Origin of the sequence: Streptomyces sp. NPDC048481, from assembly GCF_043200075.1 — a bacterium.
In the GTDB taxonomy this organism is placed as follows: domain Bacteria; phylum Actinomycetota; class Actinomycetes; order Streptomycetales; family Streptomycetaceae; genus Streptomyces.
Map to the genome: position 1 here is coordinate 26,779 of NZ_JBICXC010000009.1, position 15,573 is coordinate 42,351.

Genomic DNA, 15,573 nt, shown 5'->3' on the forward strand with positions numbered 1-15,573 from the left:
GGGAGAACCTACGGCAGGGACGGGCGCCGCGACAGGCCGAATCCCGTCCCGCCATCCTCCTCGCACACCTTCTTCACACGCTCTGCGGGCGCGGGAGACAGGTGTGCGAGGGGTCCGCTCAGATGCGCGCGAAAGCCTGCTCGATGATGTCCAGGCCCTCGTCGAGCAGGTCGTCGCCGATGACCAGCGGGGGGAGGAAACGCAGCACGTTGCCGTAGGTGCCGCAGGTCAGGACCAGCAGGCCCTCCTGGTGGCAGGCCTTGGCGAGGGCGGCGGTGGCCTCGGGGTGCGGCTCCTTGGTCGCGCGGTCCTTGACCAGCTCGACCGCGATCATCGCGCCGCGCCCGCGGACGTCGCCGATGACGTCGAACTTCTCGGCCATGGCCGCCAGGCGGCCCTTCATGACGCTCTCGATGTGCTTGGCCCGGCCGTTGAGGTCCAGTTCCTTCATCGTCTCGATCGCGCCGAGCGCGCCCGCGCAGGCGACCGGGTTGCCGCCGTAGGTGCCGCCCAGGCCGCCCGCGTGGGCGGCGTCCATGATCTCGGCGCGGCCGGTGACGGCGGCGAGCGGCAGACCGCCCGCGATGCCCTTGGCCGTCGTGATCAGGTCCGGGACGATGCCCTCGTCCTCGCAGGCGAACCACTGGCCGGTGCGGCAGAAGCCGGACTGGATCTCGTCGGCGACGAAGACGATGCCGTTGGCGGAGGCGAACTCGCTGATGGCCGGCAGGAAGCCCTTGGCGGGCTCGATGAAGCCGCCCTCGCCGAGGACCGGCTCGATGATGATCGCGGCCACGTTGTCCGCGCCGACCTGCTTGGTGATCTCGTCGATGGCCTGCGCGGCGGCCTCGGGGCCCGCGTTCTCGGCGCCGGTGGGCCAGCGGTAGCCGTAGGCGACCGGGACGCGGTAGACCTCGGGGGCGAACGGCCCGAAGCCGTGCTTGTACGGCATGTTCTTCGCCGTCAGGGCCATGGTGAGGTTGGTCCGGCCGTGGTAACCGTGGTCGAAGACGACGACGGCCTGGCGCTTGGTGTACGCACGCGCGATCTTGACGGCGTTCTCGACGGCCTCGGCGCCCGAGTTGAACAGCGCGGACTTCTTCGCGTGGTCGCCCGGGGTCAGCTCGGCGAGCGCCTCGGCGACCGCCACGTAGCCCTCGTAGGGGGTGACCATGAAACAGGTGTGGGTGAAGTCGGCGAGCTGGGCGGTGGCCCGGCGCACGACGGCCTCCGCCGAGGCGCCGACGGAGGTCACCGCGATGCCGGAGCCGAAGTCGATCAGACGGTTGCCGTCGACGTCCTCGATGATGCCGCCGCCCGCGCGCGTGGTGAAGACGGGGAGCACCGAGCCCACGCCGGCCGCCACCGCGGCGGTACGGCGGGCCTGCAGCTCCTGCGACTTCGGGCCGGGGATGGCGGTGACGACGCGGCGCTCCTGCGGAAGGGCGGTCATGACGGGCTCCTGTGGTTCTGCGAACGGATCTGTGCGAACGGGTCTCTGCGGACGCTTTCCCTCTTTTCTCGCAGGCTAGGACGGCGGACGGGGGGTGGGCATGCTCCATGTGGGCGGTGTCGGGGAGACGGGTTGTCCGAGATGGACAGTGCCGAAGGGAGCCGACGCGGCCGGGCCGGGCCGCGCAATCGGTGAACTCCCGTTGCGGGGGCGTTAGATTGACTCGCTGATGTCGGATGGAACGGCTGGTCAGGGGGCAAGGGCGATGGACAGCGACGGGACCCAGGACGCGCGGGGCACGCATGCCGATCCTGTGCCGCGCCCGGCGGGGCCCGCGCACCCGCCGGCGCCGCCGCGGCCGGCCCGCGCGCCGGGCGTGCCGCCGGCCGCCGAGCACGCGCCGCGGGCCGCGTCCGCCGTCGCCGCCTGGCTGGACGAGGCGCGCCCGGCCGCCCGGCCGGGGATCTGGCGCTTCGGTCACCGGCCGCCGGCGCCCCCGCGGGCTGCGGAGCGGCTCGCGCCGGTGACCGTCGTCGGCGTGCTGGTCCCGCTGGTGATCGCGCTCGTCCTGTGGTCCCTGTGGCGGCGGGGCGCGCTGCCCTACCAGTTCACCCTGCTGAGGCTGTTCACCCCCGGCGACTGGTGGTGGGGCGGCACGATCGCCTCCCCCAAGACCATGGACGGCGCCGAGGCGCGGGTGGTCTACGACGGCGTCTTCTTCGCCGTCCTGCTGTATGCCATGGGCCGGCTGGGCAGCTGGCCGCACGTCGTGCGGCACTTCGTCGGCCGCCGTCCGCAGCCGTCGCGGGCCCTGATCGCGCTGCTGGGCGCGCTGGCCGCGCTGAGCTTCGTCTTCCCCGGCGCCTTCGGCGTCGGCTGGGACGCGCTGCCGGTCGTCGACCCGCTGTTCTCGCTGATCGTGCTGATCTCCGGCGGCTACGAGCTGTTCGCCTCCCCGCTGTTCACGAACGCCCTGTACGCCGTCGTCACGGCGCTGGTGGTGTGGCCGTTCGCGCGGGTCGGGGGCTGGCTGCCCTACGCGCGGGAGCGGCTCGCCGCCCGGCAGGCGGACCCCGCGCACCCGGTGCCGGCGGCCGAGCGGCCGCGCTCGCAGTGGCCCGAGCTGCGCGACGCCGGTGAGTACGAGGCGGCCGACCTGCTCGCCGGGGAGGTCGCCGCGGGCCGGATGAACGACGTGGACTGCGCGCGGGTGCGCCGGGCGTGGAGCGCGGGGCTCGGGGACTTCCGGGAGACCGTGCTGCGCCAGGGCGGCGCGGCCTGGACGCATCCCTCCGGCGACCGCGACCTGCCCCGTCGCACGGCCCGGCACGACCTGCTCGCCGGGCAGGTCCGCATCGGCCGCTGGGTGGCCGCCGAGCGCACCCCGCCCGCCTATCACGACACGGGCGCCGCGCTCGGCCCGGAGCTGCTGGGCACCTCCCTGCTGGCGGTCGGGCCGTCCGGCTCGGGCAAGACGCGCACGCTGACCGGGCCGCTGACCGAGGCGCTGGCCCTCCAGGCGCTGACCGGGTCGTGCGCCGTCGTCGCGGTGTCCGCGCCCGGCGGCGGCCCGCTCGGCTCCGACTCCGCGTTCGACGTGGTCGTGCGGATCGGCGACCCCTCGTCGGTGCACGACCTCGACCCGTACGCGGGCTGCGACGACGCCGACGAGGCGGCCGCCGTCCTCGCCGAGGCGCTGGTCGGCGACCTGGACTCGGTGAGCGCCCAGGGCGCGGCCACGGCGCTGGCGCAGCTGCTCGGCCCGTACCGCGCCGCGTACGGGCGCTTTCCCGCCCTCGCCGGGCTGCGCGAGCTGCTGGAGGGCGAGCCCGCGGCGCTGGCCGCGCTGGGCGAGGCGGTGGCCGGGGACGAGGTGATGCGGCGCGAACTTCAGGCGCGGGTCCGCCAGACGGGCACGCCGGGCGACCCGGGCCGCGCCCTCGCCGACCGGCTGGCGCTGCTGAGCCGGCCGGTGTTCGCGGGGTTCTTCGGCGCGGACGACGACGCGCACCGCACGTTCTCGCTGCGCGCCGTCGCCCACCACCCGCTCCGGGTGCGGATCGACCTGCCCGAGCGCGGCCACGAGGAGGCCGCCCGGCTGATCACCCGGCTGGTCCTCGCGCAGTTCCTCACCGTCGTGCGGGAGCGGCACGACCACTTCGCCTGTCTGGTCCTGGACGACGCCGCCGGCGCCGTCACCGACGGGTCGGTGCGCCGGCTTCAGCGGCTGCGCTCGCAGAACGCGGGCGTGGTGCTCGCCCTGCGCAGCGTCGGCGACGTCCCCGAGGCCCTGCACGGGCCGCTCTACGGGGCCGTCGGCTGCCGGATGGCGTTCTCCGGGATCACCACCTGGGACGGCGGCCGGTTCGCGCGGACCTGGGGCACGGAGTGGGTGGAGACGACGGAGGTCGCCAAGCACACCGTGTTCGCCGACCAGCCGATGACCCGCGCCATCCACGCGCTGCGCAAGCTGGTCACCGGCAACGCGGTGACCACGGACGCGGTGACCGTGCGCCAGGTCGAGCGGGAGCGGTGGTCGGCGTCGCAGCTGGCGCACGAGGTCCCGCCCGGACACGCGGTGCTGTCCCTGACGAGCGTGGGGGGCGAGCACACCCCGCCGCTGCTGGTGGATCTGCGGGACTGAAGCGCGGCCCGCGAGCCCTTACGGTGAGGCAGAATCGGCAGTGGCCCTTCATACGAAGCGGCCAAAAGATCGCGTCGCCGACGCCCCCGCCGATCGCTCGTCCCCTCGACCTGAAGGCCCCATGCCTCTCACGCTCGCCTCGCTCGCCCACCACTCCGCGCTGAAGCTGACCGTGCGGGCGGGCGGGGACCGCCTGGACGTCCCGGTGCGCTGGGCGCACGCCAGCGAACTCGCGGACCCGGTGCCCTACATGGAGGGCGGGGAGCTGCTGCTGATCACGGCGCTCAAGCTGGACGCCGAGGACCCGGAGGCCATGCGGCGCTACGTGCGGCGGCTGGTCAAGGCCGGGGTGGTCGGGCTGGGCTTCGCCGTGGGCGTCCACTACGAGGAGATCCCCGGGGCGCTGCTGGACGCGGCCGGGGAGGAGGGCCTGCCGCTGCTGGAGGTGCCGCGCCGCACGCCGTTCCTCGCCATCAGCAAGGCGGTGTCGGCGGCGATCGCGGCGGACCAGTACCGGGCGGTGACGGCAGGGTTCGCGGCCCAGCGGGAGCTGACCCGGCAGGCGCTGACCGAGGGCCCCGAAGGGCTGCTGGGCGCGCTCGCCGCGCAGGTGGACGGGTGGGCGGCCCTGTACGACGCCTCGGGCGCCGTGGTCGCGGCCGCGCCCGAGTGGGCGGGCCGGCGGGCGGCGCGGCTGACGGCGGAGGTGGAGCGGCTGCGGGAGCGGCCGGCGCCCGCGTCGGCGGTGGTCGGGAGCGGCACGGCGGACCGTCCCGGGCACGACGGCCGCGACGGCGACCGGATCGAACTGCACTCCCTGGGCACAGGGCGGCGCCCGCGCGCGGCGCTCGCCGTCGGCACCGCGTCGGCCCTGGGCACGGCCGAGCGGTACGCCGTCCACTCGGCGGTCGCGCTGCTGACGCTGACCACCGAGCGCTCGCGCCCGCTGCACGCGGCCCAGCAGCGGATCGGCGCGGCGGTGCTGCGCATGCTGCTGGCGGGCGAGCCCGACCACGCGCGGGCCGTCGCCGGGGACCTGTACGGGCATCTGCTCGACGCCCCCTTCCGGGTGATCGTGGCCGAGGCGCCCGCTGCCTCGCGGGCGCACCCGCAACCGCCGGCGCGCGGATCCGCGGGCCCGGTGGAGGGACCGCCCGCGCGCGGGACGCTCGCGGTCCAGCCGGCCGGCGACCCGTTCGGCGCTCTGGTGGAGGCGATCGAGTCGGCCGCCGCCCGCGCCGGTGAGGCGGTGCTGGCGGTCCCCGAGGGCGACCGGCTGACGGCGCTGGTCAGGGACGGGGGCGCGGCCGCTGCGGCGTGCGCGCGGTACGCGACGGCGCGGGAGGGCGCGGGGGCGGACGACGGCGTCGCGGCCGGGCCGGGCGACGAGCCCGAGCTGGTGGTGGGGCTGTCGGCGCCGGCGGGGCCGATCGCGGCCGCGGCGGCCTACAAGCAGGCGGAACAGGCGCTGTCCGTGGCGCGGCGCCGGGGGCGGTTCTTCGTGGAGCACGAGCAGCTGGCGGCGGGCTCGGTGCTGCCGTTGCTCGCGGACGACGCGGTGAAGGCGTTCGCGGACGGTCTGCTGCGGGCGCTGTACGAACACGACGCGACCGGCCGCGGCGACCTGGTGGCCTCCCTGCGGGCGTGGCTGTCCCGGCACGGCCAGTGGGACGCGGCGGCGGCCGACCTGGGCGTCCACCGCCACACCCTGCGCTACCGGATGCGCCGGGTGGAGGAGATCCTCGGCCGCTCCCTCGACGACCCGGACGTGCGCATGGAACTGTGGCTGGCCCTGAAGACGACGTCACCGGACTGACGCCCGGACCGACGCCTGGACGGACGCCCGGACCGACGCCCGGCAGGTGCAGCGGCCCGGCCCGCGTCCCCCGGGCCCGGCCCCGCGCACCCCGCTCCGCGCACCCCGCTCCGGCGCTCGCGGGTCAGTCCGCTCCTGCGTCCGCCAGGGCCGCCGCCGCCTCGTGCATCGCCAGTTCCAGGAGCGCGGGGTCGGTCAGGGTGCCGGTGCCGTCCGGAGGGACCAGCCAGCGCACGGTGCCGGTCGAGCGGCCCGGGTACGGCACGACGATCCAGGTGCCGGGCCCGGCCGTGCGGATGCCGGTGCCGAGCCAGCGGGCGGCCGTCCCGGGCGCCACGAAGAAGCCCATGCGGTCGTCCCCGAAGTCGACGAGCACCGGGCCCGGCCGGTCGAGGATCCGGGTGAGCACGTCGAGGGTGGGATAGCCGAGCCCGCCCGGCAGGATGAGCACGTCCCAGGCCCGGCCGGCGGGCAGCAGCGCCACCCCCAGAGGGCTGCGCTCCCATTCCCAGCGGCACGCCTCGGGATCCGGTGCGACCGATGCCAGCCATTCGACGGCCGTCTTCGCCCCAGCCATGAGAAGACCTCCCCTTCACTCGTGGACGCGGTCGCGTCACAGGGGAGAGGAGGGTTCCCGCCCGGCATTACGCGGGTTCGGGCGACCCGTCGGAGTGAACCGGGCCGCCCGTCACCGGTCCCGGTCAGCTGTCGAAGCCCAGGCCCAGCCGGTCCATGGTCCTCAGCCACAGGTTGCGCCGGCCGTCGTGGGCGTCGGCCCTGGCCAGCGACCACTTGGTGAGGGCGATGCCCGTCCAGGCGAACGGCTCGGGCGGGAAGGGCAGCGGCTTCCTGCGGACCATCTCCAGCGCCGTCCGCTCGGTGCCCTCCCCCGACAGCAGGTCCAGCATCACCTCGGCCCCGAACCGGGTGGCCCCGACGCCCAGACCGGTGTACCCGGCCGCGTAGGCCACGTTGCCCCGGTGGGCCGTGCCGAAGAACGCCGAGAAGCGCGAGCAGGTGTCGATGGCGCCGCCCCACGCGTGGGAGAAGCGGACGTCCTCCAGCTGGGGGAAGCAGCCGAAGAAGTGCTCGGCGAGCTTGGCGTACGTCTGCGGACGGTCGTCGTACTCGGCGCGGACCCGGCCCCCGTAGGGGTAGACGGCGTCGTAGCCGCCCCACAGGACCCGGTTGTCGGCGGACAGCCGGAAGTAGTGGAACTGGTTGGCCGAATCCCCGAGCCCCTGCCGGTTCTTCCAGCCGATCGAGTCGAGCTGTCCGGGGGTCAGGGGTTCGGTCATCAGGGCGTAGTCGTAGACCGGCACGGTGTACGACCGCACCCGCCGCACCAGGCTCGGGAAGATGTTCGTGCCCAGGGCGACCTGCCGGGCGCGGATGCGCCCGTACGGGGTGCGGACGGCCATCGCCGCGCCGTGCGGCTTCAGGTCGAGCGCGGGCGTGTGCTCGTACACGCGCACCCCGAGCCGCAGACAGGCGGCCTTGAGGCCCCAGGCCAGCTTGGCGGGGTGGAGCATGGCGACGCCCCGGCGGTCGTACAGGCCGGCTTCGAAGGTGGGCGAGGCGACCTGCTCGCGCACCGCGTCGGCGTCGAGGAACTCGATGCCCTCGCCGAGGCCGCGCCGGTCCACCTCCTCGTACCAGTGGCGCAGTTCGCGCGCCTGGTACTCCTCGGTGGCGACGTCGATCTCGCCGGTGCGCTCGAAGTCGCAGTCGATGCCGTAGCGGGCGATCGCCGCCTCGATCTCGTCGAGGTTGCGCATGCCCAGCTCCTGGAGCCGGTGGATCTCGTCCGGCCAGCGGGTGAGCCCGTTGGCCAGCCCGTGGGTGAGGGAGGCCGCGCAGAACCCGCCGTTGCGGCCGGAGGCGGCCCAGCCCGCCTCGCGACCCTCCACCAGCACCACGTCGCGCCGCGGGTCGCGCTCCTTGGCGACGAGCGCGGTCCACAGACCGCTGTAGCCGCCGCCGACGACCAGCAGGTCGCAGGTCTCGGGGCCGGTGAGCGCGGCCTCGGGACGGGGACGGCCCGGGTCTTCCAGCCAGTACGGGACGGGCTGGGCGTCGGACAGAGAAGCGGTCCACCGGTTCATGGCGCTCGGGGCCATGATGTCAACTCCCTACGGAATGCTGCGCAGGCTCACGCCTTCTGCTTGTTGCGGCGGTTGCCGATGACCATCGACGTCAGGACGAGGGCCACCGCGACGAGGAACATGGCCGTGCCGATGACGTTGATCTGGACGGGCGTCCCGCGCTGTGCCGAACCCCAGACGAACATGGGGAAGGTGACGGTGGAGCCCGCGTTGAAGTTGGTGATGATGAAGTCGTCGAAGGAGAGGGCGAAGGCGAGCAGCGCGCCGGCGGCGATGCCGGGAGCCGCGATCGGCAGGGTGACCCGCAGGAACGTCTGCGCGGGACCGGCGTAGAGGTCCTGGGCGGCCTGTTCGAGACGCGGGTCCATCGACATCACGCGTGCCTTCACCGCCGTCACTACGAAGCTCAGGCAGAACATGATGTGGGCGATGAGGATGGTCCAGAAGCCCAGCTGAGCGCCCAGGTTGAGGAACAGGGTGAGCAGCGAGGCCGCCATGACGACCTCGGGCATGGCCATCGGCAGGAAGATCAGCGAGTTGACGGCGCCCCGCGCGCGGAAGCGGTAGCGCACCAGCGCGAAGGCGATCATCGTGCCGAGGAGGGTGGCTCCCAAGGTCGCCCAGACGGCGATCTGGAGGCTGAGCGAGAGCGAGCCGCACATGCCGGCGACTCCGCACGGGTCCTTCCAGGCGTCCGTGGAGAACTGCTGCCACTCGTAGTTGAAGCGGCCCTTCGGCTTGTTGAAGGAGAACACGGTGACGACGACGTTGGGCAGGAGGAGGTACGCGAGCGTGAGCAGTCCCGCGATGACCACGAAATGGCGCTTGAGCCAGTTGACGAAGGGCATTTAGACCAGATCCTCCGTCCCGGACCTGCGGATGTAGAAGGTGACCATCAAGAGGATCGCGGCCATGAGGATGAAGGACAGGGCCGCGGCCGTCGGGTAGTCCAGCACGCGCAGGAACTGCGTCTGGATGACGTTGCCGATCATGCGGGTGTCGGTCGAGCCGAGGAGTTCGGCGTTGACGTAGTCGCCGGACGCGGGGATGAAGGTCAGCAGCGTCCCGGAGACCACGCCCGGCATCGACAGCGGGAAGGTGACCTTGCGGAAGACGGTGGACGGCCGGGCGTAGAGGTCGCCCGCCGCCTCGTGCAGCCGTCCGTCGATGCGCTCCAGCGAGGAGTACAGCGGAAGGATCATGAACGGCAGGAAGTTGTACGTCAGACCGCAGACGACCGCGAGCGGGGTGGCGAGGACGCGGTCCCCGGCCGTCCAGCCGAGCCAGCTGGTGACGTCGAGGACGTGCAGGGTGTTCAGGGCGCCGACGACGGGGCCGCCGTCCGCGAGGATCGTCTTCCAGGCGAGGGTGCGGATCAGGAAGCTGGTGAAGAACGGCGCGATCACCAGGATCATGATCAGGTTGCGCCAGCGCCCGGCGCGGAAGGCGATCAGGTAGGCCAGCGGGTAGCCGAGCACCAGGCACAGGACCGTGGCGGCGCCCGCGTAGAGCACCGACCGCAGGAACTGCGGCCAGTACGCGCTGAGGGCGTCCCAGTAGGTCGCGAGGTGCCAGGTGACCTTGTAGCCCTGCTCCAGGGAACCCGTCTGCACGGACGTGGAGGCCTGGTAGATCATCGGCAGCGCGAAGAACACGACCAGCCAGAGCAGGCCGGGCAGCAGCAGCCAGTACGGCGTCAGACGGCCGCGCTTGCGCGGGGGCTTCTTCGCCGGCGCCGTCGGGGACAGAGGCGGGGGCGCCTCGGTGAGCGTCGCCATCTCAGACCGCCGCCTCTTCCTGGACGCCGGCGTCGATGTCCTGCGCCGCGTCCAGGCCGAAGGTGTGCGCCGGGTTCCAGTGCAGGACCACGTCGGCGCCGGGCACGAGGCGGGCGTCCCGGTCGATGTTCTGCGCGTACACCTCGAACTCGGGGCAGACCGCGCTGTCGATGACGTACTGGGTGGAGACGCCGATGAACGAGGAGTCGGCGATCTTCCCGGTGATGCGGTTGCGGCCCTCGGGGATCTCGCCCGCGTCGTCGGCGTGGCTGAGGGAGATCTTCTCCGGGCGCACGCCGACCAGCACCCTGCCGCCGGTCGTCGTGGGCGCGGAGCAGCGCGCCCGGGGCAGCACCAGTTTGCCGCCGCCCGCCTTCAGGACGATGTCCTCGCCGCTGCGGGAGTCGACCTCGGCCTCGATGAGGTTGGAGGTGCCCAGGAAGTTGGCGACGAACGTGGTGTGCGGGTTCTCGTAGAGGTCGGCCGGGGAGCCCAGCTGTTCCACGCGGCCCGCGTTCATCACCGCGACGGTGTCGGCCATGGTCATGGCCTCCTCCTGGTCGTGGGTGACGTGCACGAAGGTGATGCCGACCTCGGTCTGGATGCGCTTGAGTTCCAGCTGCATCTGGCGGCGCAGCTTGAGGTCGAGGGCGCCGAGGGGCTCGTCGAGCAGGAGCACCTTGGGGTGGTTGATGAGGGCGCGGGCCACGGCGACGCGCTGCTGCTGGCCGCCGGAGAGCTGGTGCGGCTTCTTGCGGGCCTGCTCGCCGAGCTGGACGAGTTCCAGCATGTCCTCGACCTGCTTCTTCACGCTCTTGATGCCGCGCCGGCGCAGACCGAAGGCGACGTTCTCGAAGATGTCGAGGTGCGGGAAGAGGGCGTAGGACTGGAAGACGGTGTTCACCGGGCGCTTGTAGGGCGGCAGGGCCGTCACGTCGAGGTCGCCGAGGTGGACGGTCCCGGAGGACGGTTCCTCCAGGCCGGCGATCATGCGCAGGGTGGTGGTCTTGCCGCAGCCGGACGCGCCGAGCAGGGCGAAGAAGGAGCCCTGCGGGACGGTCAGGTCGAGCGGGTGGACGGCGGTGAAGGAGCCGTAGGTCTTGCTGATGCCGGTCAGCCGGACGTCGCCGCTGCCGCTGTCGTTGGTCTTCATCTCGTCACGCCCCGGTCAGCTTCGCGAACTTCGCTTGGTAGGCGGTCTCTTCCTTCGCACTCAGGGAGCGGAAGGCGTGGGACTTGGCCTGCATGGCCTTGTCGGGGAGGATCAGCGGATTGTCCGCCGCCGACTTGTCGATCTTGGCGAGGTAGGGCTTCACGTCCGCGACCGGACTCACGTAGTTGATGTACGCGGCGAGTTCGGCGGCCGGTTCGGGCTGGTAGTAGAAGTCGATCAGCCGCTCGGCGTTCGTCTTGTGACGCGCCTTGTTGGGGATCAGCATGTTGTCGGTCGAGGTCATGTAGCCGCTGTCCGGGATGACGTAGTCGATGTCGGGGTTGTCGGCCTGGAGCTGCACGATGTCGCCGGCCCAGGCGACGCAGGCGGCCAGGTCGCCCTTGCTCAGGTCGGACGTGTAGTCGTTGCCGGTGAAGCGGCGGATCTGCCCCTTGTCGACGGCCTTCTGGATGCGGGCGAGGACGGCGTCGTAGTCGTCGTCGGTGAACTTCGCCGGGTCCTTGCCCATGTCGAGCATCGTCATGCCGACGGTGTCGCGCATCTCGGTGAGCAGGCCGACCCGGCCCTTGAGCGCCGGGGTGTCCAGCAGGTCGGAGACCGACTTCACCTCGACGCCGTTCAGCGCCTTCTTGTTGTAGGCGATGACCGTCGAGATGCCCTGCCAGGGGTAGGAGTAGGCGCGGCCCGGGTCCCAGTCGGGGCTGCGGAACTGGTCCGACAGGTTGGCGAAGGCGTTGGGCAGGTGGGAGGCGTCCAGCTTCTGCACGTAGCCGAGCCGGATCATGCGGGCGGCCAGCCAGTCGGTGAGGACGATGAGGTCGCGGCCGGTGTCCTGGCCGGCGGCGAGCTGCGGCTGGATCTTGCCGAAGAACTCGTCGTTGTCGTTGATGTCCTCGGTGTAGGTGACCGCGATGCCGGTCCGCTTGCGGAACGTGTCCAGCGTGGGGTGGCGTTTGCCGCTGTCGTCGACGTCGATGTACTCCGGCCAGTTGGAGAACTTGACGACCTTCTCCTTCGCCGAGTGGTCGTCGGCGGAGACGCCGCCCTGGGACTTGCCGGCGGCGGGGATGCCGCAGCCGCTCAGCGCGCCGAGGCCGCCCAGGGTGAGCGCGCCGCCGGCGGAGGCGCGCAGCACGGACCGGCGGGTCATGGCCGCCCTGCCGTTGCGCAGGCTGCGCCGTATGGCGGCCAGGTGGGCCGGGCTGAGGCGGTCTGGCTCGTACTGCTCCATGCGCGTGGTGCCCTTTCGGGAGGTACGGCCGTGGTCGGCGGCCGGTCGTCGTCGCTTTATGAGTCCCCGAAGACAGTGCGGTGCCAGGGCTTGCGGGCAACCGCCGTGTTATCGAACATAACGTGCTTTACCTGGGTGTACTCCTCGAACGAATACGCTGACATGTCCTTGCCGAACCCGGAGGCCTTGTAGCCCCCGTGCGGCATCTCGCTGATGATCGGGATGTGGTCGTTGATCCACACGCATCCGGCCTTGATCTCGCGCGTCGCCCGGTTCGCCCGGAACACGTCCCGGGTCCACGCGGAGGCGGCCAGCCCGTAGGGGGTGTCGTTGGCGAGCGCGATGCCCTCGTCGTCGCCGTCGAAGGGCAGGACCACCAGGACCGGCCCGAAGATCTCGGACTGGACGACCTCGCTGTCCTGGGCCGCGTCCGCAATCAGCGTGGGGAGATAGTAGGCGCCGCTCTTCAGCTCCCCCAGGGGCGCCTCGCCGCCGGTCACCACGCGCGCGTAGCCGCGCGCCCGGTCGACGAAGGCCGCGACCCGGTCGCGCTGCGGGTGCGAGACCAGCGGGCCGAGGTCGGTGCCGGGGGCGAAGGGGTCGCCGACCCGGACCGTCTCCATGAGCGCGGCCGTCCGCTCGACGAACGCCTCGTAGAGCGGCCGCTGCACGTACGCGCGCGTGGCGGCCGTGCAGTCCTGCCCGGTGTTGATGAGCGCGCCCGCGACCGCGCCGTTGGCGGCGGCCTCCAGGTCGGCGTCGTCGAAGACCAGCAGGGGCGCCTTGCCGCCCAGCTCCAGGTGCAGCCGCTTGACGGTCGCGGTGGCGACCTCGGCGACCCGCTTGCCGACGGCGGTGGAGCCGGTGAACGACGTCATCGCCACGTCGGGGTGGCCGACCAGGTGTTCACCCGCCACCCGCCCGGTCCCGGTGACGATGTTGACGACGCCGTCGGGGATGCCGGCCTCGGTGGCCGCCCGGGCGAACAGGAGCGAGGTCAGCGGGGTGAGTTCGGCGGGCTTGAGCACGATGGTGTTGCCCGCGGCGATCGCCGGGAGGATCTTCCAGGCGGCCATCTGGAGGGGGTAGTTCCAGGGGGCGATGGAGCCGACGACGCCGATGGCCTCACGGCGGACGTAGGAGGTGTGGTCGCCGGAGTACTCGCCGGCCGACTGCCCCGCGAGGTGGCGGGCGGCGCCGGCGAAGAAGGAGGTGTTGTCGATCGTCCCGGGGACGTCGAACTCGCGGGTCAGCTTCAGCGGCTTGCCGCACTGGAGGGACTCGGCGCGCGCCAGGTCCTCAGCGTGGCCGGCGAGCACCGAGGCGAACCGGTGCAGCGCGTCGGAACGCTCGCCCGGGGTGGCCGCCGACCAGCCGGGGAAGGCCGCGCGGGCGGCGGCGACGGCGGCGTCGACGTCATCCGCTCCCGCCAGCTCGTAGGTGAGGACCCCCTCGCCGGTGGCGGGGTCGATCACGGTGTGGGTGGCGCCGGACGTGCCCTTCGTCAGGCGGCCGGCGATGTACTGCGCGCCGTCCGAGAAACGTTCCTGTGCGGGAAACCGGTCCTGCATGTCGCTCTCCTCCGCCTTCGCCCCGAAGTGTTTCGCAGCGGGTGGCGTAGCTCCAGCTCGATTTGATTGCCGATCCTGACAGAGCAGGGGCACTCCAACAAGTGATTCCGTTGTTGCCTTTTGGTTACGCGACGGAATCTGTCGGCAGGGGTCGACCAGGTGTCGAGTCGGAGCGTAAAAGGGGGGACGCTCTGTCAGTGGCGCGTGCCATCCTCGGCTGCATGAACAGGATCGAGGACCGGGAGGCGCTGGTCAGCGCCGTCCGGGCGGGGGCCGGGATCAAGTACCTGCACTTCTGGGGCCACCGGCCCCGGCCGGACGGGCGGATCGGCGCGAGCTGCCTCAGCCAGTGGTGGCCGTCACCGTTCGTGGTCGACGGGGTGGGCTACGCGACGGCCGAGCACTGGATGATGGCCGCGAAGGCCCGGCTCTTCGGCGACGCGGAGGCGGAGCGGCGCGCCCTGGCCGCCGCCTCCCCCGCGCAGGCGAAGAAGGAGGGGCGCCTGGTGCGCGGCTTCGACGAGGAGACCTGGCGGCGGGAGCGGTTCGGGATCGTCGTCGAGGGCAGCGTCCACAAGTTCGCCTCGGACGACGGGCTGCGCGCGTTCCTGCTGGGCACCGGCACACGCGTGCTGGTCGAGGCGAGCCCCATGGACCGCGTCTGGGGCATCGGTCTCGCGGCGGACGACGAGGCGGCGATGGATCCGCAGCGGTGGCGGGGGCCGAACCTGCTGGGCTTCGCGCTGATGGAGGCGAGAGAGCGGCTGCGGACCGGCGCCTGAGCGCCCGGAGCGCCGCCCGAGGACTCAGGCTTCATGACTCCGGCCCAGGGCGCCGTGAACGTCAGGGCGCCACGAAGGTCAGGACGCCCAGCGTGACGGCCAGCGCGACTCCCACAGCCCCGCAGATGATGCCCGCGAGCGCCTGCCCGGGGTTGGAGGCCTCGCCCCGGCCGGCCTTCCGCCGCCCGATCGCGCCGAAGACGACACCGAGGACGCCGAGGACGACGGCGAGGGGCCACAGACAGAAGAGGACCGCGCCGAGGATGCCGAGCACGAGCCCGGCGACGCCCATGCCGTTGCTGTCCCCGGTCCCGTTCCATCCGTACAGTCCCGGGCCGCCTCCGTAGGGCGGCGGGTACCCGTAGCCGTAGCCCCCGGGGTAGCCGTAGGGGACCTGTCCCGGGCCGCCGGGGGCGATGGGCGGCGGGGGAACGGCCTGGGCGGGGGGCGCGAAGGGGTTGGGGGGCGGACCGCCGACGACGGTCGCGGGGTCCGGTGGAGGGAAGGACGCGTACGGCTGCCCGGCCTGCGGGGCGCCGAAGGGATGCGCCCAGGGTCCGGCGGCGCCGCCCGCGGCGGGCAGCGAGGTGACCGTCCGCTGGTCGTGCACGGACGGGGGCTCGTGGCCGTGACCCACCGGGGCCTGGCCACCGGGCCGGCCGGGCCCGCCCGGCCCGTCGCCGTCACCGGGAACGGCCCAGGGGCCGGCCCCCGCCACCGCCTCACCCGACGGCACCGCGTCGGAGGGGGGCGCGCCCTCCGGGCCCTTGCCCAACGACACACCGCCGACCGCGTCGCGCGGCCCGTCCGTCTCACCGGCGGCGGGGGCCGGAGCAGGCCACGCGGAGCCGGAGGCATCCGCGACGCCCCCGCCCGCCGCGTCGCGGGGAGCGCCCGCCCCCTCGGTTGCGGGGGCGGGCCGTGGGGAGGTGGGGGCGTCGTCGGTCGGGGTCGGCGCCTCGTCGGACATGCGTGGATCCCCCTGCCGCCCGCTTCCGGGCCTGTGTCCTGCGTTCCGT

At 73.0% G+C, this 15,573-nt stretch carries 12 protein-coding genes; 3 read left to right on the forward strand and 9 right to left on the reverse strand.

The genetic code is table 11. From position 1 onward, the window contains the following. Nucleotides 1-118: 118 nt before the first annotated feature. Nucleotides 119-1,453: a 4-aminobutyrate--2-oxoglutarate transaminase gene (gene gabT / locus ACGFSH_RS24995; RefSeq protein WP_393352353.1), complete on the reverse strand. Its 1,335-nt coding sequence runs from the start codon at nucleotides 1,451-1,453 to the stop codon at nucleotides 119-121. Between the two features lie 265 nt (nucleotides 1,454-1,718). Between gabT and ACGFSH_RS25000 the strand changes: the two genes are divergently transcribed. Both ACGFSH_RS25000 and ACGFSH_RS25005 read left to right on the forward strand, forming a co-directional pair. Continuing rightward, on the forward strand, nucleotides 1,719-4,097 hold the full coding sequence (locus tag ACGFSH_RS25000; RefSeq protein WP_393352356.1) for an ATP/GTP-binding protein: 2,379 nt from the start codon (nucleotides 1,719-1,721) through the stop codon (nucleotides 4,095-4,097). 121 nt (nucleotides 4,098-4,218) lie between these two features. Continuing rightward, nucleotides 4,219-5,913, forward strand: coding sequence for a PucR family transcriptional regulator (locus ACGFSH_RS25005; RefSeq protein ID WP_393352358.1), 1,695 nt, complete (start codon nucleotides 4,219-4,221; stop codon nucleotides 5,911-5,913). A gap of 124 nt (nucleotides 5,914-6,037) precedes the next feature. Here the strand turns inward: ACGFSH_RS25005 and ACGFSH_RS25010 are convergent, their stop codons facing one another. From ACGFSH_RS25010 to ACGFSH_RS25040, 7 genes are all read right to left on the reverse strand, one after another. Next, on the reverse strand, nucleotides 6,038-6,490 hold the full coding sequence (locus ACGFSH_RS25010) for a hypothetical protein (protein WP_393352361.1): 453 nt from the start codon (nucleotides 6,488-6,490) through the stop codon (nucleotides 6,038-6,040). Between the two features lie 124 nt (nucleotides 6,491-6,614). Further along, nucleotides 6,615-8,033 carry an NAD(P)/FAD-dependent oxidoreductase gene (locus ACGFSH_RS25015; protein ID WP_393352364.1) on the reverse strand — a complete coding sequence of 473 codons (1,419 nt, stop codon included), beginning with the start codon at nucleotides 8,031-8,033 and terminating at the stop codon, nucleotides 6,615-6,617. A 32-nt stretch (nucleotides 8,034-8,065) separates the two neighbouring features. Continuing rightward, entirely contained in the window at nucleotides 8,066-8,866 is an 801-nt protein-coding gene (locus ACGFSH_RS25020) for an ABC transporter permease (RefSeq protein ID WP_393352367.1), read from the reverse strand. Next, complete coding sequence (locus tag ACGFSH_RS25025) at nucleotides 8,867-9,796, reverse strand: ABC transporter permease (RefSeq protein ID WP_393352370.1); 930 nt, start codon at nucleotides 9,794-9,796, stop codon at nucleotides 8,867-8,869. A 1-nt stretch (nucleotide 9,797) separates the two neighbouring features. After that, a complete protein-coding gene (locus tag ACGFSH_RS25030; RefSeq protein ID WP_393352373.1) occupies nucleotides 9,798-10,949 on the reverse strand; it encodes an ABC transporter ATP-binding protein in 1,152 nt (383 codons plus the stop codon). 4 nt (nucleotides 10,950-10,953) lie between these two features. After that, complete coding sequence (locus tag ACGFSH_RS25035; protein WP_393352375.1) at nucleotides 10,954-12,201, reverse strand: PotD/PotF family extracellular solute-binding protein; 1,248 nt, start codon at nucleotides 12,199-12,201, stop codon at nucleotides 10,954-10,956. Between the two features lie 56 nt (nucleotides 12,202-12,257). Next, on the reverse strand, nucleotides 12,258-13,772 hold the full coding sequence (locus tag ACGFSH_RS25040) for a gamma-aminobutyraldehyde dehydrogenase (RefSeq protein ID WP_393352378.1): 1,515 nt from the start codon (nucleotides 13,770-13,772) through the stop codon (nucleotides 12,258-12,260). 221 nt (nucleotides 13,773-13,993) lie between these two features. Between ACGFSH_RS25040 and ACGFSH_RS25045 the strand changes: the two genes are divergently transcribed. Next, nucleotides 13,994-14,554, forward strand: coding sequence for an NADAR family protein (locus ACGFSH_RS25045; protein ID WP_393352380.1), 561 nt, complete (start codon nucleotides 13,994-13,996; stop codon nucleotides 14,552-14,554). A gap of 61 nt (nucleotides 14,555-14,615) precedes the next feature. On the opposite strand, the gene ACGFSH_RS25050 is transcribed toward ACGFSH_RS25045, so the two are convergent. Further along, nucleotides 14,616-15,524: a DUF4190 domain-containing protein gene (locus tag ACGFSH_RS25050; protein WP_393352383.1), complete on the reverse strand. Its 909-nt coding sequence runs from the start codon at nucleotides 15,522-15,524 to the stop codon at nucleotides 14,616-14,618. Nucleotides 15,525-15,573 lie beyond the last annotated feature (49 nt).